The sequence below is a fragment of the Lysobacter niastensis genome, assembly GCF_015453285.1.
Lineage (GTDB): Bacteria > Pseudomonadota > Gammaproteobacteria > Xanthomonadales > Xanthomonadaceae > Lysobacter_J > Lysobacter_J niastensis.
On record NZ_JADLZT010000006.1, the window covers coordinates 75,208 to 98,061 of the forward strand.

General features: G+C 68.4%; 24 protein-coding genes. 10 read left to right on the forward strand and 14 right to left on the reverse strand.

What is annotated here, in order from left to right:
* Nucleotides 1-16: 16 nt before the first annotated feature.
* Complete coding sequence (gene chrA, locus IU514_RS11415; RefSeq protein WP_194931247.1) at nucleotides 17-1,231, reverse strand: chromate efflux transporter; 1,215 nt, start codon at nucleotides 1,229-1,231, stop codon at nucleotides 17-19.
* Nucleotides 1,232-1,339: 108 nt separating this feature from the next.
* On the opposite strand from chrA, the gene IU514_RS11420 reads away from it, so the two are divergent.
* On the forward strand, nucleotides 1,340-1,789 hold the full coding sequence (locus IU514_RS11420) for a hypothetical protein (RefSeq protein WP_194931248.1): 450 nt from the start codon (nucleotides 1,340-1,342) through the stop codon (nucleotides 1,787-1,789).
* A gap of 14 nt (nucleotides 1,790-1,803) precedes the next feature.
* On the opposite strand, the gene IU514_RS11425 is transcribed toward IU514_RS11420, so the two are convergent.
* From IU514_RS11425 to IU514_RS11450, 6 genes are all read right to left on the reverse strand, one after another.
* A complete protein-coding gene (locus tag IU514_RS11425; protein WP_194931249.1) occupies nucleotides 1,804-2,238 on the reverse strand; it encodes an FKBP-type peptidyl-prolyl cis-trans isomerase in 435 nt (144 codons plus the stop codon).
* An 81-nt stretch (nucleotides 2,239-2,319) separates the two neighbouring features.
* Nucleotides 2,320-2,859, reverse strand: coding sequence for an SRPBCC family protein (locus IU514_RS11430; protein WP_194931250.1), 540 nt, complete (start codon nucleotides 2,857-2,859; stop codon nucleotides 2,320-2,322).
* An 18-nt stretch (nucleotides 2,860-2,877) separates the two neighbouring features.
* Complete coding sequence (locus tag IU514_RS11435; protein ID WP_194931251.1) at nucleotides 2,878-3,309, reverse strand: SRPBCC family protein; 432 nt, start codon at nucleotides 3,307-3,309, stop codon at nucleotides 2,878-2,880.
* Nucleotides 3,306-3,671, reverse strand: coding sequence for an ArsR/SmtB family transcription factor (locus tag IU514_RS11440; RefSeq protein ID WP_194931252.1), 366 nt, complete (start codon nucleotides 3,669-3,671; stop codon nucleotides 3,306-3,308). The genes IU514_RS11435 and IU514_RS11440 overlap by 4 nt, the downstream gene beginning before the upstream one ends.
* Nucleotides 3,672-3,749: 78 nt before the next feature.
* Entirely contained in the window at nucleotides 3,750-4,940 is a 1,191-nt protein-coding gene (locus tag IU514_RS11445) for a BaiN/RdsA family NAD(P)/FAD-dependent oxidoreductase (protein WP_194931253.1), read from the reverse strand.
* 2 nt (nucleotides 4,941-4,942) lie between these two features.
* Nucleotides 4,943-5,500 carry a YaeQ family protein gene (locus IU514_RS11450; protein WP_194931254.1) on the reverse strand — a complete coding sequence of 186 codons (558 nt, stop codon included), beginning with the start codon at nucleotides 5,498-5,500 and terminating at the stop codon, nucleotides 4,943-4,945.
* A 92-nt stretch (nucleotides 5,501-5,592) separates the two neighbouring features.
* Here IU514_RS11450 and IU514_RS11455 point away from each other — a divergent pair, with 92 nt between their 5' ends.
* On the forward strand, nucleotides 5,593-6,486 hold the full coding sequence (locus IU514_RS11455; RefSeq protein WP_194931255.1) for a pseudouridine synthase: 894 nt from the start codon (nucleotides 5,593-5,595) through the stop codon (nucleotides 6,484-6,486).
* Between the two features lie 15 nt (nucleotides 6,487-6,501).
* On the opposite strand, the gene IU514_RS11460 is transcribed toward IU514_RS11455, so the two are convergent.
* From IU514_RS11460 to IU514_RS11470, 3 genes are all read right to left on the reverse strand, one after another.
* On the reverse strand, nucleotides 6,502-7,269 hold the full coding sequence (locus IU514_RS11460) for a type 1 glutamine amidotransferase (RefSeq protein ID WP_194931256.1): 768 nt from the start codon (nucleotides 7,267-7,269) through the stop codon (nucleotides 6,502-6,504).
* Between the two features lie 120 nt (nucleotides 7,270-7,389).
* Nucleotides 7,390-9,465, reverse strand: a complete 2,076-nt coding sequence (locus IU514_RS11465) for a DEAD/DEAH box helicase (protein ID WP_194931257.1) — start codon at nucleotides 9,463-9,465, stop codon at nucleotides 7,390-7,392.
* A gap of 334 nt (nucleotides 9,466-9,799) precedes the next feature.
* Nucleotides 9,800-11,170, reverse strand: coding sequence for a metal-dependent hydrolase family protein (locus tag IU514_RS11470; protein ID WP_194931258.1), 1,371 nt, complete (start codon nucleotides 11,168-11,170; stop codon nucleotides 9,800-9,802).
* Nucleotides 11,171-11,323: 153 nt separating this feature from the next.
* Here IU514_RS11470 and IU514_RS11475 point away from each other — a divergent pair, with 153 nt between their 5' ends.
* Nucleotides 11,324-12,880 carry a protein adenylyltransferase SelO gene (locus IU514_RS11475; protein ID WP_194931259.1) on the forward strand — a complete coding sequence of 519 codons (1,557 nt, stop codon included), beginning with the start codon at nucleotides 11,324-11,326 and terminating at the stop codon, nucleotides 12,878-12,880.
* Between the two features lie 13 nt (nucleotides 12,881-12,893).
* On the opposite strand, the gene IU514_RS11480 is transcribed toward IU514_RS11475, so the two are convergent.
* Nucleotides 12,894-13,598: a hypothetical protein gene (locus tag IU514_RS11480; protein ID WP_194931260.1), complete on the reverse strand. Its 705-nt coding sequence runs from the start codon at nucleotides 13,596-13,598 to the stop codon at nucleotides 12,894-12,896.
* 137 nt (nucleotides 13,599-13,735) lie between these two features.
* Here IU514_RS11480 and IU514_RS11485 point away from each other — a divergent pair, with 137 nt between their 5' ends.
* The 4 genes from IU514_RS11485 (at nucleotide 13,736) to thpR (ending at nucleotide 17,573) form a co-directional block, all read left to right on the forward strand.
* The gene (locus IU514_RS11485) at nucleotides 13,736-14,401 is read left to right on the forward strand and encodes a hypothetical protein (RefSeq protein WP_194931261.1); all 666 of its coding nucleotides are present in this window, start codon (nucleotides 13,736-13,738) and stop codon (nucleotides 14,399-14,401) included.
* Between the two features lie 31 nt (nucleotides 14,402-14,432).
* On the forward strand, nucleotides 14,433-16,316 hold the full coding sequence (locus IU514_RS11490; RefSeq protein ID WP_194931262.1) for an ATP-binding cassette domain-containing protein: 1,884 nt from the start codon (nucleotides 14,433-14,435) through the stop codon (nucleotides 16,314-16,316).
* Nucleotides 16,317-16,441: 125 nt separating this feature from the next.
* Complete coding sequence (locus IU514_RS11495; protein WP_194931263.1) at nucleotides 16,442-16,993, forward strand: SRPBCC family protein; 552 nt, start codon at nucleotides 16,442-16,444, stop codon at nucleotides 16,991-16,993.
* Nucleotides 16,994-17,000: 7 nt separating this feature from the next.
* Nucleotides 17,001-17,573 carry an RNA 2',3'-cyclic phosphodiesterase gene (thpR, locus tag IU514_RS11500; protein ID WP_194931264.1) on the forward strand — a complete coding sequence of 191 codons (573 nt, stop codon included), beginning with the start codon at nucleotides 17,001-17,003 and terminating at the stop codon, nucleotides 17,571-17,573.
* 10 nt (nucleotides 17,574-17,583) lie between these two features.
* Here thpR and IU514_RS11505 read toward each other — a convergent pair whose 3' ends face one another.
* Nucleotides 17,584-17,817, reverse strand: a complete 234-nt coding sequence (locus tag IU514_RS11505) for a hypothetical protein (RefSeq protein WP_194931265.1) — start codon at nucleotides 17,815-17,817, stop codon at nucleotides 17,584-17,586.
* 89 nt (nucleotides 17,818-17,906) lie between these two features.
* Between IU514_RS11505 and IU514_RS11510 the strand changes: the two genes are divergently transcribed.
* Entirely contained in the window at nucleotides 17,907-18,515 is a 609-nt protein-coding gene (locus tag IU514_RS11510; protein WP_194931266.1) for a YdeI/OmpD-associated family protein, read from the forward strand.
* A 16-nt stretch (nucleotides 18,516-18,531) separates the two neighbouring features.
* Here the strand turns inward: IU514_RS11510 and IU514_RS11515 are convergent, their stop codons facing one another.
* Complete coding sequence (locus IU514_RS11515; RefSeq protein WP_194931267.1) at nucleotides 18,532-19,242, reverse strand: YbaY family lipoprotein; 711 nt, start codon at nucleotides 19,240-19,242, stop codon at nucleotides 18,532-18,534.
* Nucleotides 19,243-19,371: 129 nt separating this feature from the next.
* On the reverse strand, nucleotides 19,372-21,138 hold the full coding sequence (locus IU514_RS11520) for a M14 family metallopeptidase (protein ID WP_194931268.1): 1,767 nt from the start codon (nucleotides 21,136-21,138) through the stop codon (nucleotides 19,372-19,374).
* 179 nt (nucleotides 21,139-21,317) lie between these two features.
* On the opposite strand from IU514_RS11520, the gene IU514_RS11525 reads away from it, so the two are divergent.
* A complete protein-coding gene (locus tag IU514_RS11525) occupies nucleotides 21,318-21,947 on the forward strand; it encodes a glutathione S-transferase family protein (protein ID WP_194931269.1) in 630 nt (209 codons plus the stop codon).
* A complete protein-coding gene (locus tag IU514_RS11530; protein WP_194931270.1) occupies nucleotides 21,947-22,708 on the forward strand; it encodes a hypothetical protein in 762 nt (253 codons plus the stop codon). The genes IU514_RS11525 and IU514_RS11530 overlap by 1 nt, the downstream gene beginning before the upstream one ends.
* Nucleotides 22,709-22,854 lie beyond the last annotated feature (146 nt).

The following is a 22,854-nucleotide window of genomic DNA, read 5'->3' on the forward strand; positions in this document are numbered from 1 at the left end:
GCGCGCAGCAGCCGGATCATCGCGCCAGCAGGTGCATGGCGGCCGCAGTGGCCACGCACCAGGCGACGGTCCACAGCGCGCCTTGTCGAAGACGCGCCAGTAGCGCGATCCCCACGATAGCGATGGCGACATCGCTCCAGTGTTGCACGCCCTGCAGCAGCACCGGGTCATACAAAGCCGCCGCGAGCAGGCCGACGACCGACGCATTGATGCCGGCGAGCATCGGTGCTGCGCGTTTCGAGGCGATCAGGCGCTGCCAGGCCGGCAGCGCGGCCACCAGCAGCAGGAAGCCCGGCAGGAACAGCGCGGCGACGGCGAGCAGCGCGGCCGCCAACCGCGGGATGTCCAACGGAACCTCGGCGCCAAGGTAGGCAGCGATCGAGAACATCGGCCCCGGCACCGCCTGCGCCGCGCCATAGCCGGCGAGGAACGTGTCCGTACCGATCCAGCCAGTATCGACCAGCGACTCCTGCAACAGCGGCAGCACCACGTGTCCTCCACCGAACACCAGCGCGCCGGCACGGTAGAACGCCGCCGCCATCGCCGGTGCGGTCGGCTCGCGTGACGGCCACAATATCGCCAGCGCCAGCGCGGCCGTGAATACAGCCAATGCCGCCAGCGCCGCACGCTTGCCGTGGCGAACGATGAAGCCCTGCGACGCTGGTGCGTAGGATGCAGGCGCGATGGCATCCCGGCACAGCCAGGTGCCCAGTACCGCGCCCACTGCGATGGCGAGCAGCTGCGACCAGGCGGTTCCCGCGGCCAGCACCAGCACGCAGGCTGCCGTCGCGAGCAGCGCGCGCCTGACGCCCGTGATCATCTGCCGTGCCATTCCCCAGAGACCCCACGCGACGACGCACACCGCGACCAGCTTCAGCCCGTGCAGCAGCGCCACGCCCACACCCTGCTGCAGCCGCTGCGCAAACCCCGCGAAAGCCAGCATCAACAGGAACGATGGCAGCGTGAAGCCGGCGAAGGCTGCAAGTGCGCCGCGCCACCCCGCGCGCGCCAGACCGATGGCAAAGCCCATCTGGCTGCTGGCCGGGCCGGGCAGGGACTGGCAGACCGCGAGCAACTGCGCGTAATGCGCGTCGTCGAGCCAGCCGCGGCGCACGACGAACTCCTCGCGGAAGTACCCCAGGTGCGCAATCGGCCCACCGAACGAGGTCAGTCCCAGGCGCAGGAAGGCCAGGAATACCTCGCGAACGGTATGAGAGCGTGGAGGAAGCATGCGTCAGTCGGGAAACGGCGACGCGGCCGATTATCACGCACGGACGTTGCGGCACTTGTGCAAGAAGCCCGCGTCCGTAATCTCCGCCCGAGCAGGGAGGGAGACCGAATGAATACACAGTGGTGGCAGGACACGCAGGACATTCCGCGCCTGGTGCGCGCGATCTACGAATGCATCTCGGGCCCGGCCGGGGCGCCGCGCGACTGGGAGCGCTTCCGCTACCTGCAGCATCCGCAGGCGCGCAGCCTGCGCACCGTGGTGGAGGGTGACGGCAGCACGCGCGCGCGGGTGTTCGACGTCGACAGCTACATCGAGGACGTGGCGCCGTTCTTCGCCGCCCACGATTTCCACGAGGTCGAAATCGACCAGCGCATCCAGCGCTTCGGCCAGGTCGCCCACGTGTGGAGCCTGTATGAGGCGCGCCCGGCACCGGACTCGCCGGTGCTGCTCAAGCGCGGCGCCAACAGCATCCAGCTGTGCCACGAGCACGGGCGCTGGTGGGTGTTCAGCACGATCTGGGACAACGAACGCGAAGGCCTGGTGTTCGACCTCTGGTAGGCCTGTGCGCGGGATCAGTGCTCGCGCACGTCCAGCAGTTCGACTTCGAACACCAGCGAGCCGTTCGGCGGAATCACGCCGCCGGCGCCGCGGCGGCCATAGCCGTACTCCGGCGGGATCATCAGCACGCGGTGGCCGCCCACGCGCATGCCGGCGACGCCTTCATCCCAGCCGCGGATCACACGCCCCGCGCCGAGCAGGAAGGTGAAGGGCTCGTTGCGGTCGCGTGAGCTGTCGAACTTCGCGCCGCGCTTGTCCGGCGCCTTCTCGTCGTAATTCCAGCCGGTGTAGTGGACCACCACGTCCTGCCCGGCCTTGGCGACGGCGCCATCGCCGACCTTCTCGTCGATGGCCTCGAACTTCGCGATGGTGCCGCCCGGCGGCGGACCCGGGTCGGCGCAGGACGTGAGCAGGCCGCAGGCCAGCAGGAGAAGGAGCAGCACGCGCATGTCGATGTCGCCGGAAGCAGGAACGGGCGGCAAGGATAACGCGGGGGTCGATCGGTCTCCTGCGGCTTGCGACCGCTTGGCTCAGGCTTCGGGGATGCGCCGTGCGTACTCCGCTTCCAGTCGCGTGTGCGAGCGCCAGAAGCCGTCCGGTTCGCGGTCTTCCAGACGCGCCGCGAGGATGTCGAGATGTGCGTGCCAGCCACCGGCGACGCTGAGCATCGCATCGCGCGTGCTCAAGCGACTGTGCGTCACCACCAGGTGCACGCGCTCGCCCTGCGGGCTGAGCTCGAAGCGCACCTCCGAGTAGTCGCCGCCGTCCTCGCCCCAGGTGTAGGCGAGCAGGCGCGGCGCGTCGCAGGCCGTGATGCGTCCGTGCATGCGGCTTTCGCCGGCGTACTGCGCGTACTTGGCCGGTGCGGGGTCATCGTTCCCGGTCAGCTCCGAGTTGCGGAATACCAGATCGACGCGGCCGCCTTCGCGCAGTTCCATGTCGCCCGCGGCGAGCCAATGCCCGCGCTTTTCCGAATCGGTGAGGTAGTCCCACAGGCGCTCGATCGGGCCGGGCATGCTGCGCTCGATGCGCACGGTGGTGGGGGCAATGACCTGGGCGTAGTCGTTCATGGCGTGGTCCTCGTGGGCTCAGCGAAGTTGCTCGGCCAGGGCTGCCAGCACGCCGGTCCATCCAGACCCGGTGCGATCGGCGTACTCGGCCCATTCGGCGGCGAGCAGGTGGGTGAGGGTGAGCGTGCATCCGGCGCCTTCGGACTCGATCTCGACGGTGACCACGTCGCCCTCGGAGGATGCGTCGGCTGCCAGTGTGAACACGAGCCGGCGCGGACGATCGATTTCCAGGTAGCGGCCGTGGTGTTCCGCGTCGCCTTCGGTCCTGCGTTCGACGATCACGTAGCGGCCGCCGGCGCGCGCGTCTATCTCCACGCGCTGCATCTGACCGGACGGCGTGGCAAACAGCCAGCGGCCGGCAGTGGCGGGATCGAGCCATGCATCGAACACGCGTTCGGCGGGCGCGTCGAAGTGGCGGCTCACGCGGATCTGGATCGTGGCGTCGGTCATCGCGACTTCCCGGGTTTGCGCGCCTTCGCGGCGCGGGCGTCTTCGGCCTGGAGCAATGCTTCAAGTGCGTCGAGGCGCTGGTTCCAGAACCGCTCGTAATGGCGGATCCATTCCAGGCCGGCGTGCATCGGCCGCGCGTCGAGGCGGCAGACATGCGTGCGCCCTTGCACATCGCGGCGGATCAGGCCTGCGCCTTCCAGCACCTTGATGTGCTTGGATGCCGCGGCCAGCGACATCTGGAACGGTGCGGCCAGTTCGCCGACGCTGCGCTCGCCCCCGGCGAGGTCGTTGAGCATCGCGCGCCGGGTGGGATCGGCGAGCGCCCGGAAGACGGCATCGAGGCGGGCTTGTTTGTCAACCATGCGGTTGAATATGCGCGCGCCCGAAACGATTGTCAACCAATTGGTAAAGTGTTTTCGATGGAGCCCATTCCGGCTGGGCTATACCGCGTTGCCCGCAGCGTGGCCCGAGGCCCAGGCCCACTGGAAGTTGTAGCCGCCGAGCCAGCCGGTCACGTCGATGACCTCGCCGATGAAATACAGGCCCGGTACGCGCCTGGACTGCATCGTGCTGGAGGACAGTTCGTCGGTGTCCACGCCACCCAGCGTGACCTCCGCCGTGCGGTAGCCCTCGGTGCCGCTGGCGACCAGCGTCCAGTCGCTGAGAACCTGCGCGATCTCGCGCAGTTGCGGGGCGTTGTACTGCTTCATCGGGCGGTTCGGCAGCCAGTGCTCGCACAGGCGCTGCGCGAAGCGCTTGGGCATGGCGTCTCCGAGCACGGTCTTCAGTTCTGCCGCGGGACGCTCGCGTTGCCATTGCTGCAGCGTTTCCAGCGCGTCATGCCCCGGCAACAGGTCCAGGCGCAGGTCGTCGCCTGCTTGCCAGAAGGACGAGATCTGCAGGATCGCAGGCCCGCTGACGCCGCGGTGCGTGACCAGCATGTAATTGCTGAAGCTCGTGCCGTTGCAGCTGGCGGTGACGGGGAGCGCCACGCCGCTGAGATCGGCCAGCCGCTCCTGATGCTTGCCGCTGAGCGTGAGCGGCACCAGCCCGGCGCGCGTCGGCAGCACGGCATGGCCGAACTGCTTGGCGACCTCGTAGCCGAAACCGGTTGCGCCCATGCTGGGAATGGACAGTCCGCCGCTGGCGATGACCAGCGCGGGAGCGGAGAAATTGCCGTGCGTAGTGTGCAGGCGGAAGCTGGCATCGTCGCTGTCGCCGTGGCTCATGCGCTCGATGCTGCAGCTGGTTTCGACGCGCACGCCGGCGGCATGACATTCGTCCAGCAGCATCTTCACGATCAGCTTGGACGAGACGTCGCAGAACAGCTGGCCCAGTTCCTTCTCGTGGTAGGCGATGCGGTGCCGCTCGACCATCTCGATGAAGTGCCACGGTGTGTAGCGCGCCAATGCCGATTTGCAGAAATGCGGATTGGCCGAGAGGTAGTTCGCCGGCGTGGCGCCGGTGTTGGTGAAATTGCAGCGGCCGCCGCCCGACATCAGGATCTTCTTGCCGACGCGATTGGCATGCTCGACGACCAGCACGCGCTTGCCGCGCTGGCCGGCGGTGATCGCACACATCAACCCGGCGGCACCGCCGCCGACGATCATCACGTCGAAATGACCGCTCATGTTCAGGCCGCTTGCATACCGGCTGCCATGCGCGTGCGGGCGCGCAGGGCGACCGTGCCGGTGTCGCCCATCAGCTGCAGCTCGCCGTCCTGGATCAACGCGTTGAAGCGCATGGTGCGCTGGATCATGGCAGCCAGCGCTTCGACGGCGTCGGCATCGATGTCGATCACGGTGAGGTTGCCCAATCGCATCAGCGCGGCCGATTGCTTGTCCCACCAGAGGTCTGCGGCGCGGCCGGCGTAGTTGACGACGATCACCTGGCGCGCGCGGCCGCAGGCCTTGCGGATGCGGGACTCGTCGGGCTGGCCGAGGTCGATCCATTGCTCGATCTCGCCGGTGTAGTCGCGACGCCAGAGGTCGGGTTCGTCCTCGGCGCTCAGGCCCTTGCCGAACTCCAGGCGTTCGCTGGCGAAGAGTGCGAACGCGACCAGCCTCACCATCAGCCGCTGGTCCGTCTCAGACGGATGCTGGGCCAGGGTGAGCGGGTAGGTTGCGTAATGGTGCCGGTCAAGGTCGCTGAGCTGGAGCTCGGCCTTGACCACGGTCGCCTTGAGCGCCATGTGCGGTTGCCTTGGGCGAAAACGGAGCGCGCATTCTAGGCGCTGCGGCCGGCCGCTGCCTGACCCGGTGGAGGCGATGCCAGAATGGGCGCATGACGGGAACCGGACTGCCTCGCGATGGCGTCGCTGCCAGCCGCTGGCAACTGCCGCCGGGGCCATGGGCCACGGTGCTCGACGGCCTGTGCGCGCGCTTTCCCGCGATCGAACGGGCACGTTGGCTGGATCGCATGGCGCGCGGGCTGGTACGCGACGCAGACGGATTCGCGATCACGCCCGACAGCCCCTACCGCGTAGGCGTCGAGATCCGCTACTACCGTGAAGTGCCTGCGGAGCGGCCGATTCCGTTCGAGGAGGGCGTGGTGCACGCCGACGACCATCTGGTGATCGCCGACAAGCCGCACTTCCTGCCGGTCACGCCGGCAGGCGGCTTCGTCACCGAGACGTTGCTGGCGAGGCTGGTGCGCAGGCTGGGCAACCCGAATCTGGTGCCATTGCACCGGATCGATCGCGGTACCGCTGGGCTGGTGATGTTCTCCGTGGATCCGGACACGCGCTCGCGCTACCAGGCGCTGTTTCCGCAGCGCCTGATCCGGAAGCGCTACGAAGCTTTGGCGCCGGCGCTGCCTGGAGTGAGCTTCCCACTGTTGCGCCGGTCGCGGCTGGAGCCAGGCGAGCCGTTCTTCCGCATGCGCGAAGCAAATGGAGACGATCTCGAGCCGAACAGCGAGTCCCGCATCGATGTGCTGGAACGCGGCGAGGCGTGCTGGCGTTATGCGCTGGAACCCGTCACCGGCCGCAAGCACCAGTTGCGCGTGCACATGGCGGCGTTGGGTGCGCCCATCCTCAACGACCCGTTGTATCCGTGGCCGGGCACGGAGCAGGGCGACGATTACGAGCGCCCGTTGAAGCTGCTGGCGCGCTCGCTGGCGTTCGTCGATCCAATCAGCGGCGCTGAGCGGCGATTCGAAAGCCTGCGATGCCTTTGATCGGGTGGACGTCGCTCAAACCCATTCGCGCGAGGGCAGGGTCCAGCGCCGCTGTGGCATGCCGACCAGGTCGAGGAAGCGATTGAAGACGCTGTCGGCCTGCACCTGCATGGCCGCGATGTGCTCGCGCGTACGGGCGCGGATGCTGTCCTCGGTGGCGTGGCCCTGCGCGATTCCCGAGAGTTCGGCCAGCTCCTCGCGATACGCCGGGTTGCCGAGCCATCGCTCGATGAGCGGCTGGTCCATCTCCAGATGGAACTGGAAGCCATAGGCGTTGTCGCCGTAGCGGAATGCCTGGTGCTCGCAACCTTCCGTGCGCGCCAGGTGCACGGCGTCGCGCGGCACGTCGAAGCTGTAGCGGTGCCACTGGAACACGGGTGCGGAGTCGCCCAACGGCGACAGCACCGGATCGGCGCGTCCGGCCTGCGTGGTATGCAGCGGATACCAGCCGATCTCGGCTTCCGGATGCCTGCGTATCGGCGCGCCGAGCACGTGCGCCAGCAATTGCGCGCCCAGGCAGATGCCCAGCACCGGGCGGCCGAGTTCGAGCATGCGTTCGATCGCGCGCATTTCGGTCAGCAGGTGCGCGCGATGGGCATGGTCCTCGACGTTCATCGGACCGCCCAGCACGATCAGGCCGCGATAGCGGTCGACGTTGGGCTGCAGGTCGGGATGGCGCTCAAAGTTGGCGAAACGGATGCGATGGCCGCGCCGCCGGATCAATGGATCGAGCGTGCCGAGCGGTTCGGCGGCGACATGCTGGAAGACGAGCAGGCGGGGCATGGTGCAAGGGCGTTGCGGGTGTACGCCGCGACTATGCCAAATCCGCGCCGGGGGCGGGCGTTGCGCCGACCTTCCGGCCGGTCAGGGCGACATGAGCGATCGTCATGCCGCCCCTGTCTCTCAACCGCGCGGCGGGCGCGGTTTGCCCTTGAAGCCGCCCGGACGGTGCGGTCCGCCATGCGGCTTGTCACCGTGGGGTCGCGGGCCGCGCGGCGGACGGCGATCGCTGTCGAAATGGCGACCCCCTCCTTCATGGCGATCGCCGGTTCGTCCGTGCGGGGGCGGGGTGCCTTCGCCTGGGCGGCTGATGCGCAGCGGCTGCCCGGCGACGCGCACGCGCTTGAGGTGATCCATGACCTCGTGCGGCATGCCTTCGGGCAGGTCGATCAGGCTGTGGTCGTCGCGGATGTCGATGCGGCCGATATAGCGGCTTTCCAGGTCCGCCTCGTTGGCGATGGCGCCGACGATGTTGCCGGGCTTCACGCCGTGCATGTGGCCGACCTCGATGCGGAAGGTTTCCATGCCGACGTCGGGTGCACGCGGTTCCCGCGTCTCACGCATGGGACGACGCGGCGCGGCATCGTCGTCGAACATCGTCTCGCCGACATTGGCGGGCGGGGTGTGCGACGGCAGGGTCGAAGGACGATCGTGGCGCGGGCGCTCGTCGCGTTCGAAACTGCGCTCCGGACGGTCAAAACTGCGTTCCGGGCCGCGATCGAAGCTGCGCTCGCGCGGTGCGCGCGGGCCGCTGTCGCGCTCGCGGCGTCCGTCGCGCTGGAACTCGCGGCGTTGACCTTCGCGCGGCTGGTCGAAGCCGGCGCGCTGCGGACGCAGCTGCTCGGCGGTGACATCCAGCAGCAGCGGCATGTCGCCCTGCACCAGCTTGGCGAGGGCGGCGGCAATCTCCACCGCCGGCACGTTCTTCTCGCGCTCGTAACGCTCCACCAGATCGCGGAACTGGCTGATTTCCTGGCTTTCCAGCGCCGAGGTGATGCGGCCGAGGAAGCGGTTCACGCGTTGCTCGTTGACGGTCTCGACCGTGGGCAGCGCCATCGGTTCGATCGGCTGGCGCGTGGCGCGTTCGATCGCGCGCAGCATGCCGCGCTCGCGCGGCGTGACGAAGAGGATCGCCTCGCCCTTGCGCCCGGCGCGGCCGGTACGGCCGATGCGGTGCACGTAGCTCTCGGTGTCGTACGGAATGTCGTAGTTCAGCACGTGGCTGATGCGCTCGACGTCGAGGCCGCGCGCGGCCACGTCAGTCGCCACCAGTACGTCGATCTTGCCGTCCTTGAGCTGCTGGATGGTCTTCTCGCGCTGCGCCTGGACCACGTCGCCGTTGATCGCCGCCGCCGACACACCGCGTGCCGACAGCTTCTCGGCCAGTTCCTCGGTGCCGAGCTTGGTGCGCGCGAATACGATCATCGCGTCGAACGGCTCGGCCTCGATGATGCGGGTGATCGCATCGAGCTTGTGCACGCCGCTGACCGACCAGTAGCGCTGGCGGATGTTGGCGGCGGTGGTGGTCTTGGCCTTGATCGCGACCTCGACCGGATCCTTCAGGTAGGTCTGCGCGATGCGCTTGATCGGTGCCGGCATCGTCGCCGAGAACAGGGCGACCTGGCGCGTTTCCGGGGTCTTCTTCAGCACCGCCTCGACGTCGTCGATGAAGCCCATGCGCAGCATTTCGTCGGCTTCGTCGAGCACCAGACAGCGCAGTTCCGACAGGTCCAGCGAGCCGCGCTCGAGGTGGTCGATGACGCGGCCGGGCGTGCCGACGATGACCTGAACGCCGCGCTTGAGCGCCTGCAACTGCGGGTAATAGCTCTGGCCGCCGTAGATCGGCAGCACGTGGAAGCCGGGCAGGTGGTGCGCGTACTTCTGGAACGCCTCGGCGACCTGGATCGCCAGTTCGCGCGTCGGGGCCAGCACCAATGCCTGCGGCTTGTGCTGCGCGGCGTCGATGCGGGCCAGGACGGGCAGGGCGAACGCGGCGGTCTTGCCGGTGCCGGTCTGGGCCTGGCCCAGCACGTCGCGGCCTTCCATCAGGGGCGGAATGGTCGCCGCCTGGATGGGGGAAGGCGATTCATAGCCGACCTCGGCCAGCGCGCGCAGCAACGGCTCTGGCAGGCCCAGATCGGTGAATTTCAGGGTCGGTTGTTCAGGAGGGGTGTCGGAAGAGGGCGTTTCGGCGCTCATGGGGGAGGGCTCGGCAGCGCCGGCAGACGCCGGTCGGAAGACCGAACAGTGTACCGGACGCCGGTGTATCGACCGGGTGTAGCGGTCCGGGCGTGCCGGCAGGATGGTTGCAAGCGCGCCGGTTATTCCGGGAATTGCGGATTCTTCAGTCCGGGTGAAGGCGCGCTGCCACCGTTCGTCCTGAGCGCAGCGGCAACGCCGCGAAGTCGAAGGATGAACGGGTCAGTGCGCCGGCTCCAAAGCGATTCAAACGAGCCTGACCCGCTGGGACCCGTCCGCCCTTGCCCGGTGCTGCGCACCTGCGCTCAGGGCGAACGGGTTGATGCGCATTTCCTCAACGCCCGCGTGAATCCTTCTCGACGCGGCCATCCTTGATCACCACATCCACATGCTTGAGGACGGTGACGTCGCTCAGCGGATCGCCCGCGACGGCGATCAGGTCTGCGCGCTTGCCCGGCTCGAGGCTGCCGACCTGGTCGCCCAGGCCGAGCAGGTCGGCGGCGTTGACGGTGGCGGCCTGGATCGCGGTGGCCGGGGTCATGCCGTGGGCGACCATCAGCTCGAACTCGTCGGCGTTGCGGCCGTGCAGGCTGACGCCGGCGTCGGTGCCGAAAGCGATCTTCACGCCGGCCGGAACCGCGCGCTCCAGCGATTTTCCGGTGATGCCGATGCGCCATTCGATCTTGCTGCGTACCTCGCCGGTGTAGGCGTCCGGATTCTTCGCCAGGCGCTCCTTGTAGCCGTTGACGGTCGACAGCGTCGGTACGTAGTACGCGCCGGTCTTCTTCATCAGCTTCAGGTCCTCGTCGTCCATCAGCGTGCCGTGTTCGATCGAGTCGGCGCCGGCACGAAGAGCGAGGGCGATGCCATCGGCGCCGTGGGCGTGCACCGCGACCTTCTTCTTGTACAGGTGCGCGGTCTCGACGATCGCGCGGGCCTCGTCGTCGAACATCTGCTGGCCCAGGCCCGCGCCGATGCGGCTGTTGACGCCGCCGGTGGTGGCGATCTTGATCACGTCCACGCCGCGCGCGACCTGGCGGCGCACGGCCTTGCGGCAATCTTCGGCGCCGTCGCAGGTATTGCCATGCACGTCCAGCGCCGCGTGCAGGTCGTCGCGGAAGCCCAGCGTCGGGTCCATGTGGCCGGCGGTGGTGGAGATCGAGGTCCCGGCGTCGATGATGCGCGGACCGGACAGCTTGCCGGCGGCGATCGCGTCGCGCAGCGACAGCGTCACGCCATCCTCGTCGCCGAGGTTGCGCACGGTGGTGAAGCCGGCATCGAGCGTGCGACGTGCGTTGACCGCGGCCTGGTAGGCGAGGTCGGCGACGTTGGCTGTCACCGATTCCAGCTGGCCTTCGATGCCGGCCTTGTCCGAGGTCAGGTGGACGTGGCTGTCGATCAGGCCCGGCAGGACGTAGCGGTCGCGCAGGTCGACGACGTTCGGTTCGCCGGTGACACCGGCGAACGCGCTGGCGTCGACGAAGCCGTCGCGCACCGCCTCGATGCGGCCGTCGCGCAGCAGCAGCGTGCTGGCCCCGCGTGGCGCGTGGCCGGGGCGGTCCAGCAGGTGGCCGGCCTGGACCAGCGTCCACTGCGCCGGAGCGGTTGCGGCGAAGACCTGTGGCGCGACAGCCAGGCCGAGGCTGGCGAGGGCCGCCCACAAGGCGGTACGAGGGCCGGCGATGCGGCCAGGATGTGCGGTCATTGCGGTGTTTCCCCCATTCGATGACCGCAGCATACAAACCGCGCGGCCGTCCGTCCGCGACTGCGTACGGGTTCCGCTTTGCCGGATGGGCCGTGACCGCTTGTCCACGGACTCCGCGGGCACCATGTCGGGGGATGTACTTTGCAGACGACCATGCTGACGCCCGATTTCGACAACGCCTTCATCCGCGACCTTCCCGGCGACTCCGAGGCGGGCCCCGGCGTGCGCCAGGTCCAGGCTGCCTGGTCGCCGGTCGAGCCCACGCCGGTGGCCGCGCCGCGGCTGCTCGCGTATTCGCCGGAGATGGCCCGGACGCTCGGCTTCAGCGACGCCGACGTTGCATCGCCGGAGTTCGCGCAGGTGTTCGGCGGAAACGCGTTGCTGCCGGGCATGCAGCCCTTCGCGGTCAACTACGGTGGCCACCAGTTCGGCCATTGGGCCGGCCAGCTTGGAGACGGCCGCGCGATCACGCTGGGCGAGATGGTCAACGCCACCGGCGAGCGCTGGGAGCTGCAGTTGAAGGGCGCCGGGCTGACGCCGTACTCGCGCAGTGCCGACGGCCGCGCCGTGCTGCGCTCATCGATCCGGGAGTTCCTGTGCAGCGAGGCCATGCACCACCTGGGCGTGCCGACCACGCGCGCCCTGAGCCTGGTCGGCACCGGCGAACTGGTCGAGCGCGACATGTTCTATGACGGCCATCCGGAGTTGGAGCCGGGCGCGGTGGTGTGCCGCGTCGCGCCGAGTTTCCTGCGCTTCGGCAATTTCGAACTGCCGGCCTCGCGCGGCGACGTGGACCTGCTGCGCCGGTTGGTGGACTTCTGCATCCGTCGCGACTACCCGCGCCTGCGTGGCGAGGGCCAGGCGCTGTACGCCGAATGGTTCGCGCAGGTGTGCGAGCGCACCGCGCTGATGGTGTCGCACTGGATGCGCGTGGGCTTCGTCCACGGCGTGATGAATACCGACAACATGTCGATCCTCGGCCTGACCATCGACTACGGCCCGTACGGCTGGATCGACAACTTCGACCCGGGCTGGACACCCAACACCACCGACCGCCACCAGCGCCGCTACCGCTTCGGCCAGCAGCCGCAGGTCGCGTACTGGAACCTCGGCCGCCTCGCCGGTGCGCTATCGCTGGTGTTCGACGGCGTCGAGGACCTGCAGGAAGGCTTGCGGCGCTACGTGGCTGCCTACACGGCGGCCGATCGCGACCAGATCGCGCGGAAGCTCGGCCTGGATGAATGCCGCGACGAGGACGTCGGCCTGATGCAGGCGCTGCAGGACCTGATGGTGGATGCCGAGATCGACATGACGCTGTTCTTCCGCGCGCTGGCCGATGTCGACCCTGACGCGCCGGATCCAAACCTGTTCGCCGACAGCTTCTACGACGAAGCCAAGCGCGAAACCGCGATGCCGCAGTTGCAGGAATGGCTGTCGCTGTACGCGGCCCGGCTCCTGCAGCAGGACCTGCCGGAAAGCCTGCGGCGCGAAACGATGAACGCCGCCAACCCGCGTTACGTGCTGCGCAACTACCTGGCGCAGCAGGCGATCGATCGCGCGACGCAGGGCGACCTGGCCGGCGTCAACGACCTGCTCGACGTGATGCGGCGTCCGTACGAGGACCAGCCCGGTCGCGAGGCCTATGCGGCACGGCGTCCGGACTGGGCCCGCTCGCGTGCAGGTTGCTCGATGCTGTCCTGCAGTTCCTGAGGCTGGGACGCCTTCAGGGCAGGGACGCCGCTCGACCGTCAGCGACGAAGCGCAGGCCGTCGGTGTGTTTGGCCACCGTGGTTCCGGGTTCGCAGGAGCGTCCGCGGCGGATGTCCAGGCCGCGCCGGTAAGCGGCTCCATGCTGGTAGGCCAGCCACCAGCCGCCGTTGACCGGACGGAAACGGAACGCGTCCGGGTCCGGTGTCGCCGGCGCGCCGTGCGGGCTGTGCACCAGCGCCAGGCTGGTGCCGGTGCCGCCACCGAACGGCCGTCCCAGCCACAGCCACGGCGAAGTGCCGCAGGGATGGCGGCGGGTGTCGACCAGCAGCCAGCCGCTGCGATGACGCAGGTCGCTGTCGCCCTTGCCGAGTTCCGTGCGCAGCGCTACGGCGCTCCATTGCGTGCGCCACGCAAGACCCGTCGCAGTGTGCTCCAGTGCAGTGGCCGACACCGCGACGCTGCCGGCCAGCGCCAGCATGGCCAGTACCGCTGCAGCGGACCGGTGGGTGCCGCGACGGACCCGGTACAGCGCGATGCCGGCTTCGGCGATGCCCCAGAACAGCAGCGCAAAGCCCAGGTAGTAGCGCGTGTCGTACAGCCAGAGGCGATGGTCGAGGTCCTCCGCCCACGGCGTGAACACCGAGCCGGCCCAGACCCATGTCAGGACCAGCGCCAGCCAAAGCGAGGCCCGCAGCGGTGATGGGGAAAGAGCAGCCATGGGCCCAGTGTCGCAGCGGCAGGGTGCCGACAGGAAGCCGGACGATGACGGTTCGGCCAGGCAAGCCGCAAGCCGCAGCACGAGGCGTATACATCGCCTCCCGCACGATGGCCTCCCGCAACCGCAGGAGCAGGGCCATGAGTGGCATCGAATCGGCGCGCAGCAGTCGTGATCTGCGAATGCACCGGCTTGCGTGGAGGTGGCTGGCGATGCTTGCCGCGGTCGTCCTCGCTGCGGCGCAGGCGGCACCGCCGACCGCGACGGATCGCACCGTCGGCACGTTCCAGCGGCTCGATGAGGGAAGCCGACGCCTGGTCCTGAACCGCGATTCCAAGACCGGAAGCGGCGTGGGCCAGAGCAGTCCCATCCACCTCTATTACGACGACGCGACGCAGTTCAGCCGCGACGGCGCGACCATCACGGCCGCTGGCCTGCAGCCGGGCCAGCGCCTGCTCGTCGACACGAGCAAGGCGGGCAACCGCGTGCAAGCCAAGCGTGTGTACGTCCTGGCCAGCACCACGCCGGGGCAGACCTGGGGTGGTTACCTGCACGGGACGATCAAGGCGGTCGAGACCGGCAGCCGTACGGTGCACATCGACCAGGCGGATACGATGATCTTCAATCGCATCAACTACGACGAGCAGACCACGCTGAAGTCGGTCGACGGCAAGGTGCTGCCGGTGACATCGCTGAAGGCCGGCGACGAGGTCGACATGTCGGTCAAGATGCGTGGGCGGCTGGGCTATGCCGACCGCGTGGTGCTGATCCGCCCAGGCGGCAACCCGCCAGCTGTCAATCCGTGATCGCCGCGGGCGGGGGCCGTAGAATGGCGCCATGCCCCTGATCACCCTGAACAACGTCGACTACGGCGTCGGCGGCCCTTTGCTGCTGAATGACGTCGGCCTCTCGATCGAAGCCGGCGAGCGCATTGCCCTGATCGGCCGCAACGGCGCCGGAAAGTCCACGCTGATGCGCCTGCTTGCCGGTGAGATCCACCCCGATGACGGCGAAATCCGCCGCGAGGGCAATGTGCGCATTGCCCGGCTCGAGCAGGAAGTGCCGGCCGGCGCCGACGGCGACGTCTGGGACGTCGTGGCCGGAGGACTGGGTGACCTCGGCGCCTGGCTGGCCGAATACCACCACCTGAGCCATGCCGAACACGTCGACACCGACGCGTTGGCGAAAGTGCAGGCGAAGATCGAGGACGCGCACGGCTGGTCACTGGACCAGCGCGTGACCGAGACGCTGGAGCGGCTCGGCCTGGACGGCGACGTGCTGTTCGCGCGGCTGTCGGGCGGCATGAAGCGCCGCGTGCTGCTGGCGCGCGCACTGGTGTCCGCGCCGGACCTGCTGCTGCTCGACGAACCGACCAACCACCTCGACATCGAAGCGATCGATTGGCTCGAAGGGTTCCTGAAGGCCTGGCAGGGCGCGCTGCTGTTCGTCACCCACGATCGCCGTTTCCTGCGTTCGCTGGCCACGCGCATCGTCGAGATCGACCGCGGCCAGGTGACCAGCTGGCCGGGCGACTGGGACAACTATCTGCGCCGCCGCGAGGAGCGGCTCAACGCCGAGGCGCAGGAGAACGCGCGCTTCGACAAGCTGCTGGCGCAGGAGGAAGTCTGGATCCGCCAGGGCATCAAGGCCCGGCGCACCCGCGACGAGGGTCGAGTGCGCAGGCTCAAGGCGATGCGCGTGGAACGCGCGCAGCGCCGCGAGCAGACCGGCAACGTCAAGATGGCGCTGGCGCAGGGCGATTCCTCGGGCAAGAAGGTAGTCGAGGCCAAAGACGTGTCCTTCGCCTACGGCGAGCGCACGCTGATGCGCGACCTGTCGACGACGATCTTCCGTGGCGACCGCATCGGTCTGATCGGCCCCAACGGCAGCGGCAAGACCACGCTGATCAAATTGCTGCTGGACGAGCTGAAGCCGGATAGTGGCGAGGTGAAGCTCGGCAGCAACCTGCAGGTCGCGTACTTCGACCAGTACCGGGCGACACTGCGCGAGGACTGGAACGCGCTGGAGAACGTTGCCGAGGGGCGCGAGTTCGTCGACGTCGGCGGCAAGTCCAAGCACGTGATCGGCTACCTGCAGGACTTCCTGTTCACGCCCGAGCGTGCGCGCGCGCCGATCACACGTCTGTCCGGCGGCGAGCGCAACCGGCTGCTGCTGGCCAAGCTGTTCGCGCAGCCGTCCAACCTGCTGGTGATGGACGAACCAACCAACGATCTCGATGTCGAGACGCTGGAACTGCTGGAAGAAATGTTGGGCGAGTACCCGGGCACGCTGCTGCTGGTCAGCCACGACCGCGACTTCCTCGACAACGTGGTGACGTCGACCCTCGTCATGGAAGGCGATGGCCGTGTCGGCGAGTACGTGGGTGGCTACAGCGACTGGGTGCGGCAGCGACCCGCGGCCGGGCAGGAACCCATCGCCAAGGCTGCGGCGAAGTCCGCGGCGACGCCTGCAGCGGCAGTCGTATCGCCTCCCGCAGCGGCCAAGCGCAAGCTCAGCTACAAGGACGCGCGCGAACTGGAGCAGTTGCCGGCGCGCATCGAATCGCTGGAGACCCGCGTCGCCGAGCTGACCGCGCAGATGAACGAACCCTCGTTCTTCCAGCGCGATCGCGCCGCGGTCGCCGCGCACAACGACGAGCTGGCCAGGACGCAGGCAGAGCTGGAAGTGGCCTACGCGCGCTGGGGCGAACTGGAAGGCTGATCGAAGCACGCCGAGCCTGACGCAGGCCAAGGTGGGAGGGGGCGGAGGGCCTCCTTCCCAAATCCGTGCTTCCAACCTTTCGCCCAGGAGCAAATAATCGGCGGGTCCACCATGAGGCCTTCGCCATGCGCTCGCTCACCCTGACGGTCGTCTCACTGTTGCTCGGCTGGTGCGCGATCGCCCACGCCGAGGTTAAGGACTCCGCACGCGACGGCTTCACCATCGAGAACAGCCAGGTCGTTCCGGTCGATGCCACAACGGCATGGAAGGCGCTGACGCAGGACGTCGATCGCTGGTGGCCGAAGGACCACACCTGGTGGGGCGCCGCATCGAAGCTGTCCATCGACGCGCGTGCCGGTGGCTGCTTCTGCGAGATCGCCGGAGCGCAGCAGGCGCAGCACCTCACCGTCACCTTCGTCGATCCGGGCAAGACCCTGCGCATGGTCGGTGGCCTCGGTCCGCTGCAGGGCATGGGCCTAGGCGGCGTGGTCGAGTTCCGGCTCGCCCCGGCCGAAGGCGGTGGCACGCGCATCACGCTGTTCCTGCGCGCCGGCGGCTATGCGCCGGACGACCTGGGCAAGTTCGCGCCTGTGGTCGATCAGGTACAGGGCCTGCAGCTCGGCGGCCTGGCCGACTACCTGCGCAAGCAGGCAGGCGCGGCGCCAGCGAAGCGCTGATAAGGCGATGAAGCCCGTCGGCCATCGCGGCGATGCGGCACAGGACGGCATGCACCGCCTGTTCTTCGCGCTGTGGCCCGACGACACGCTGCGTGCGGGCATCGACGAGGTGGCGCGCGAGCTGATGCAGCGCCACGATCCCGGCGGACGCCTGCTGTCCGCCGCGCGCTACCACATGACGCTGCAGTTCCTCGGCGATTTCAATCCGCTTCCGCCGTCGCTGATCGGCGACGCCTGCGCGGCCGCGGACACACTGCAGTTGCCGCCGTTCGACATGACCCTGGACTGCGCCGGCAGTTTCCATGGCAGCCACGTGTGGTGGCTTGGCACGCAGCACCGGCCGCCGGAATTGCTGCGGTTGTGGGATGAGATGGGCATCGCCCTGGCCCGCGCGAAGGTGCCGGTGAAGCCGCACGGGCAGGCATTCGCGCCGCACCTGACGATCCTGCGCAACGTGCGCCGATTCATCGCGCCGGAACCGGTCGCGCCACTGCCATGGCGTGTCGATGCGTTCGTGCTCGTCGACAGCCGCCCGGGCCGGGACTACGAGGTGGTGCGGCGCTGGCCGCTGCTGGCGTGACGCGTACGGCTCAGTGGCGCAGCTGGATGTCGTCGTCGATGCTGCCGTCGGCGCGCACGACCAGGTAGTCCTGCTCGCCTGCGAACATCACCGGCGTGGGGTGTTCCAGCGGGCCGCGCACGAAGCGCAGCGTCCAGCCGTTGTCCTCGCAGACCATCATCATCAGCTCCTGCGCGCGGGTCAGGCCCATGCGCCGTTGCACACGGATGTGGGTGGGTGGCGTACGCCGGTCGAATCGCAGCATGACGGTGCCCTCCGGTCTTGCCGTGGCCTCTGCCCGAGCCAACGCAAAACCCGGTGCACAATAGGCCGCGAACCCCAAGGAGCCCGTTCATGGCCGAGCAGGACCCGCGCATCGATGCCTATATCGCCAAGGCGGCCGAGTTCGCCAGGCCGATCCTCACCCACCTGCGCGCGGCGGTGCATGCGGCCTGCCCCGAGGTGGTGGAGACGCTGAAGTGGGGCGCGCCGAGCTTCACCTACCGCGGCAAGATCCTGTGCAGCATGGCCGCGTTCAAGCAGCACGCGGCATTCGGTTTCTGGCAGGGCGCGCAGGTCGTCGGCGGCGCCGATGCGGCCGGCGAGGGCATGGGACAGTTTGGTCGTCTGACCAGGATCTCCGACCTTCCTGGCAAGCGCGAACTGACCGGCTATCTCCGCCAGGCCATGCAGCTGATCGACAGCGGTGCCACGCGCACGCCCGCCAACGCCACCAAGGGACCGAAGCCGGCGCTGGAAGTGCCGCCGGACCTCGCTGCAGCGCTGGCGAAGAACGCGAAGGCGAACGCCACGTTCGAGGGCTTTGCGCCCAGCTACCGCCGCGACTACATCGAATGGATCACCGAGGCCAAGCGCGAGGACACCCGCAAGCGGCGCCTGGAACAGACCGTCGAGTGGCTGGCCGAGGGCAAGCCACGCAACTGGAAGTACATGAACTGCTGAGGGCGGTGGGCCCGCATCAGCGAGCCGAGTCGGCCTGCGTGCAGTCGCGCTTCTTCTCGCCGGCCAGCGTCAACACGCCGGCATCGCCCTTGGTCCAGAACTCGTTGCCGGAACCGTCGGCGTAGCGTGCGCCGGACGCGGCCATCGCATGCAGCAGCGGCAGGCTTCGGCCGGCGAAAGCGAGGACGACCCGATCGGCGGCGTTGTCGAAAGTCGCTCCGACATGCAGGTCGCCGCAACTCCAGTGGGTGACATTGGCCGCGGCATTCGCCTGTGTTTCCCCCGGTCCCGGGACGCGCACCATGCGGAACTCCACCGGCGCGCTGCTGGCCGGATCGACCGGCACGCGCGTGTCGGTGACGAACCACAGTTCGCCGTTCGGCCCGTTCAAGGAAGCATGCAGGCCGTACATGCCGCCTTTGCGCAGCGTCTTCGGATCGTAGGGCAGGGTGAAGTGGTACGGCGCGCCGGCAACGTCCTTCATCGTGATCTCCGACAACACCGCCTTGGGCGTGTCGGCAAGCTGGCTGTCGATCAACTGCACGTGGAAGCTCGCGCCCGGCGGCACTTTCATGCGTTCGAGGTAGGTCGCGGTGCCCGTGATCACGTGCTCGGACGGACCGCTGGTGGCATTGCCGCTGGATGCGCCTGCCGGAGTGGACTGGCACGCGGCCAGTGAAATCGCCAGGGCGGGAATGAGCGCAAGGCTGAGAAAACGAGGGTTCATGGTGTGTCTCCGTGGACGTTTGTCGTCGTCCCCGCCTGCGACCGGAGCGAGTCCGGCCGGGTGCGGGGATGACAAGCCGTGGCCAGCCTAGCGAGGCGTTTGTTCAGCCCGCGTCAGCTGGACGATGCATCAGCGTGGTGCGCTATCGGTGCGCAGCACCGGGTAAAGACGATAGTGCGAATCCCACGAGGAGTGCCGGCGCGCGAAATATTCCAGGCGTGCCTGCGAATCCTTTGCGAATGCGGGATCGTCCTTCAGGCGCCGCTCGAAATCGGCCTTTACCTTCGGATCCTTGAGCATGTCGCGCGCCACTTCCTCCGCGACGTAGTCCTCCATGTACTCCTTGCGCTCGAAGTGGGTGTTGAACTCGCCCCACGCCACCAGCGCGTCCGGCGCCAACGGTTCCAGCAGCGCCATCGCCAGGCGCGCCTTGGGCTGGGCGATCGGTACGAAAAGCGCACCGGCGACGAGGTCCTGTGTTTCCGGCTTCCACGCGCCGGTGAGCGTGAGGCGCTGATGTCCCTCCAGCGACTTCGCGTCGAAGACCGACGTATCGGCGCGGAAGGCTTCGACCGGCGCCTTGCTCAGCGCGCCGCCGATGCGCCGGTACTGGACGCCGTGCTGGTCGAGCTTGCCCGCGACCCACGCGGCATGCGCGGCTGGAACGAGGTAGCCGGCCTTCGGCGCGGCGACAACGTGGTCGGGCACGATCTCGTCGCGCATCGGCACGTGCCAGACCTGCGGCTGGCTTTCGTCGTAGCGGGTCATCAGCGCACCGGACACCTCCGATGGCGTGCGCGTGTAGACATAGCCGCGGAAGTCGATCGTGCGGGTCTTCGCCGTGGCCTTGTAGTCGAGCGCGACCGGCTGGCCGCCCAGCTTCGCGGCGCGCGCATCGGCCGCGGCGACGTCTCGACGCCATTGGCTGCCGTGCTGCGCGACCAGGTCGAGCAGGGCGACGATGGTATTGCGCGTGACCTTCACGCGGTGCGGGTACTCGCGCCAGGAATGCGTCTCCACCAGCATGCCCAGCCGGTTGCGCAGCTGGAAGTAGCCCTGCGAAAAACGGGGCGTGGCGACGCCGTCCTCGAAGCCCGAGGCCGGGTCGTCGCTAACCACGAACGAGGGATAGAACGGCACCGGCAGCGAGCCCTGCGCGGCCAGGCGTTCGATCACGCCGTCGCGAAGTGCCTTGCCGTCCGTGCGCAGCGGCTCGTCGCCGCTGTTGACCGGTTCGACCTGGATCGAGACGTCGTGCTCGAACTTGGCGCCGTCGGTGACGTGCAGGTCGATGTAGGCCAGCGGGTCCCACGCTTCGACCAGGCGCAGCATCGCCTGCATTTCCGGCGTATCGGCCTTCACGTAGTCGCGGTTGAGGTTGTAGTTCTGCGCGGTGACGCGCCAGCCCATTTCCTCCGGGCCGCGCTGGTTCGGACGGTTCCATGCCGCGAAACGCTCATGGCCGTCGACGTTGAACACAGGCACGAACAGCAACACCTGCTTCTCCAGCGCGCCCGGCGCGGCTTCGCCCTCCAGTGCCTGGCGCAGCGCGAGGAATCCCGCATCCTTGCCGTCGATCTCGCCGGCATGGATGCCGCCCTGGATCAGCATCACGGGCAGGTTCTTCGCCTTGGCCGCTTCCGCCGTGAGCGCGCCGGACTTCGAGACGACCAGAACCTTCATCGGACGGCCTTCAGGCGTGGTGCCGAAGTCGGCGCAACGCACGGCGTCCGGGTAGCGGCGTGCGAACGCGTCGCACAGCGCGATGACTTCGTCGTAGCGGCCGGTGCGGACGAAGCCGCTGCGTTCGGACACCGTGGTCAACGCGTCGCCATGGGCGAGTGCGTGTGCCGGCAGCGTCGCCAGCAGCGCGGAGAGCAGGAGGGTGCGGGTCATTGCGCGGAAAGGTCTCGCTAAAGGTGGGCGCATGGTAGCCGAGCGGCGCGGCCCTGCCGCGGCCATGCATCACGCTGCTGACGCCGGATGGCAGCAGGCCTCGCGTTCGTCGCCGACGGACGCCACATTCCGGAAGGCGTGCCCATGCGATCATGCCTGCATCCAAAGGGGAGACCTGCATGTATTGCCTGTATTACTCGCCCGGTGCGGCAAGCTTCGTCGTGCATTGGCTGCTGATCGAACTCGGGGTGCCGCACGAACTCCGGCTGGTCGACACCGCTTCCAAGCAACACAAGAGCGCGGAATACCTGTCCCTCAATCCCAACGGCGTGGTCCCGACGCTGGTCGACGGCGGCAAGCCGCTGTATGAGACGGCAGCGCTGGTGATGCACCTGGCCGACCGCCATGCCGATGCGGGCCTCGCGCCTGCGGCGGACGACACGCGTCGCGGCGAGTACCTGCAGTGGATGTTGAACATCGCCAACACGGTGCAGTCGCCGCTGCGCCTGTGGTGGTATCCGCAGGACATCGATGCCGAGCACGCCGAGGCTGTGAAGCACGGCGTGGGCCAGCGCATCGAAGCGGCCTGGGACCGGCTCGATGCACACCTGGCCGCGAACGGACCGTACCTGCTCGGCGAGCGCATGAGCGCAGCCGACTTCTACCTGACCATGCTGATGCGCTGGACCCGCAACATGCCCAGGCCAGCCCTCCAGTGGCCGCACCTGGCCGCACTGGCGCAGCGCATGAAGGCGCGGCCGTCGTTCAAGACGCTGTACGAGCGCGAGGGCCTGACCGAATGGGCCTGATGCCGCAACGCAATCGCACGCCATGGCTGGCTGTCGCTCTCTGCGCGCTCCTGCCGTTGCTGGCCTCCGGCTGCAAGGAATTGAAGGATGCCGGCGAGGAGCTGGGCTGGATCGAGCGCGAGCGAACGCTCCCGCCGATCGAGGAGACCTCGCTCGCTTCGCACTGGATTCCGTCTGACACGGCCGTGGACAGCGCCGGCCAGGCGCGATGGAGCGAGCGCTGGTGGCAATGGGTCGCCCGTTTCGACGCTGCCGATGTCCCTTACCTCGATCCCGATGGACGCCGCTGCACGCAGCATCAGGAGCAGGGGCCGGTGTGGTTCCTGGCCGGCACCGACGGCAACTTCGACGCAGTGCGCAGCTGCAAGGTACCGGCCGACCGGCACCTGTTCGTGCCGCTGATCAACTGGGTCGTCACCGCGGGGCCTCCCGGCGACGCAGCGTGGTCGTGCGAGCAGAAGCGCGCGCAGGCCGCCCGCTTTGCCGAACATGTCATTTCCGGCCTGGTGCTGCTCGACGGCCGTCCGGTCGGCGAGTTCAAGCGCATGCGCGTCGCCAGCCAGGACTGCTTCAGCGGGCCCGGCGGCGTGTCTGGCGCCAGTGATGGCTACTGGCTGATGCTCAAGCCCTTGCCACCGGGGAAGCACCAGCTCGCGATCGCGGCGACGTTCCGCGAAGGACCGCGCGAGTCGATGCAGAACTTCCGCTACGAGCTCGAAGTGGAAGGCGCGGCGGGCGAGGTGGCCGGCGCCGTTCAGTAAGACAGCCACGGTCCGCCCGACGGGGCGGGCCGCCGGCGGCGCTTCGCGGGCCGTCCGCCGCCTGCTAATCTCCAGAAACCAGCGGAGCCTACCTCCGCTGCTTTTGTGTCCGGACTCCGCCACGCGTGGCGGACCCGGCGGCGGGC

Bases quoted from the DNA above. Each gene is read 5' to 3' on its own strand.
- IU514_RS11480 (WP_194931260.1), bottom strand. From the start codon at position 13,598: ATGGCTGCTCTTTCCCCATCACCGCTGCGGGCCTCGCTTTGGCTGGCG.
- IU514_RS11520 (WP_194931268.1), bottom strand. From the start codon at position 21,138: ATGACCCGCACCCTCCTGCTCTCCGCGCTGCTGGCGACGCTGCCGGCA.
- IU514_RS11495 (WP_194931263.1), top strand. From the start codon at position 16,442: ATGCGCTCGCTCACCCTGACGGTCGTCTCACTGTTGCTCGGCTGGTGC.
- IU514_RS11440 (WP_194931252.1), bottom strand. From the start codon at position 3,671: ATGGTTGACAAACAAGCCCGCCTCGATGCCGTCTTCCGGGCGCTCGCC.
- IU514_RS11525 (WP_194931269.1), top strand. From the start codon at position 21,318: ATGTATTGCCTGTATTACTCGCCCGGTGCGGCAAGCTTCGTCGTGCAT.
- IU514_RS11425 (WP_194931249.1), bottom strand. From the start codon at position 2,238: ATGCGCGTGCTGCTCCTTCTCCTGCTGGCCTGCGGCCTGCTCACGTCC.
- IU514_RS11420 (WP_194931248.1), top strand. From the start codon at position 1,340: ATGAATACACAGTGGTGGCAGGACACGCAGGACATTCCGCGCCTGGTG.
- IU514_RS11505 (WP_194931265.1), bottom strand. From the start codon at position 17,817: ATGCTGCGATTCGACCGGCGTACGCCACCCACCCACATCCGTGTGCAA.
- IU514_RS11530 (WP_194931270.1), top strand. From the start codon at position 21,947: ATGCCGCAACGCAATCGCACGCCATGGCTGGCTGTCGCTCTCTGCGCG.
- IU514_RS11490 (WP_194931262.1), top strand. From the start codon at position 14,433: ATGCCCCTGATCACCCTGAACAACGTCGACTACGGCGTCGGCGGCCCT.
- IU514_RS11455 (WP_194931255.1), top strand. From the start codon at position 5,593: ATGACGGGAACCGGACTGCCTCGCGATGGCGTCGCTGCCAGCCGCTGG.
- IU514_RS11465 (WP_194931257.1), bottom strand. From the start codon at position 9,465: ATGAGCGCCGAAACGCCCTCTTCCGACACCCCTCCTGAACAACCGACC.
- IU514_RS11450 (WP_194931254.1), bottom strand. From the start codon at position 5,500: ATGGCGCTCAAGGCGACCGTGGTCAAGGCCGAGCTCCAGCTCAGCGAC.
- IU514_RS11445 (WP_194931253.1), bottom strand. From the start codon at position 4,940: ATGAGCGGTCATTTCGACGTGATGATCGTCGGCGGCGGTGCCGCCGGG.
- IU514_RS11460 (WP_194931256.1), bottom strand. From the start codon at position 7,269: ATGCCCCGCCTGCTCGTCTTCCAGCATGTCGCCGCCGAACCGCTCGGC.
- thpR (WP_194931264.1), top strand. From the start codon at position 17,001: ATGAAGCCCGTCGGCCATCGCGGCGATGCGGCACAGGACGGCATGCAC.
- IU514_RS11470 (WP_194931258.1), bottom strand. From the start codon at position 11,170: ATGACCGCACATCCTGGCCGCATCGCCGGCCCTCGTACCGCCTTGTGG.
- IU514_RS11485 (WP_194931261.1), top strand. From the start codon at position 13,736: ATGAGTGGCATCGAATCGGCGCGCAGCAGTCGTGATCTGCGAATGCAC.
- IU514_RS11510 (WP_194931266.1), top strand. From the start codon at position 17,907: ATGGCCGAGCAGGACCCGCGCATCGATGCCTATATCGCCAAGGCGGCC.
- IU514_RS11435 (WP_194931251.1), bottom strand. From the start codon at position 3,309: ATGACCGACGCCACGATCCAGATCCGCGTGAGCCGCCACTTCGACGCG.
- chrA (WP_194931247.1), bottom strand. From the start codon at position 1,231: ATGCTTCCTCCACGCTCTCATACCGTTCGCGAGGTATTCCTGGCCTTC.
- IU514_RS11430 (WP_194931250.1), bottom strand. From the start codon at position 2,859: ATGAACGACTACGCCCAGGTCATTGCCCCCACCACCGTGCGCATCGAG.
- IU514_RS11515 (WP_194931267.1), bottom strand. From the start codon at position 19,242: ATGAACCCTCGTTTTCTCAGCCTTGCGCTCATTCCCGCCCTGGCGATT.
- IU514_RS11475 (WP_194931259.1), top strand. From the start codon at position 11,324: ATGCTGACGCCCGATTTCGACAACGCCTTCATCCGCGACCTTCCCGGC.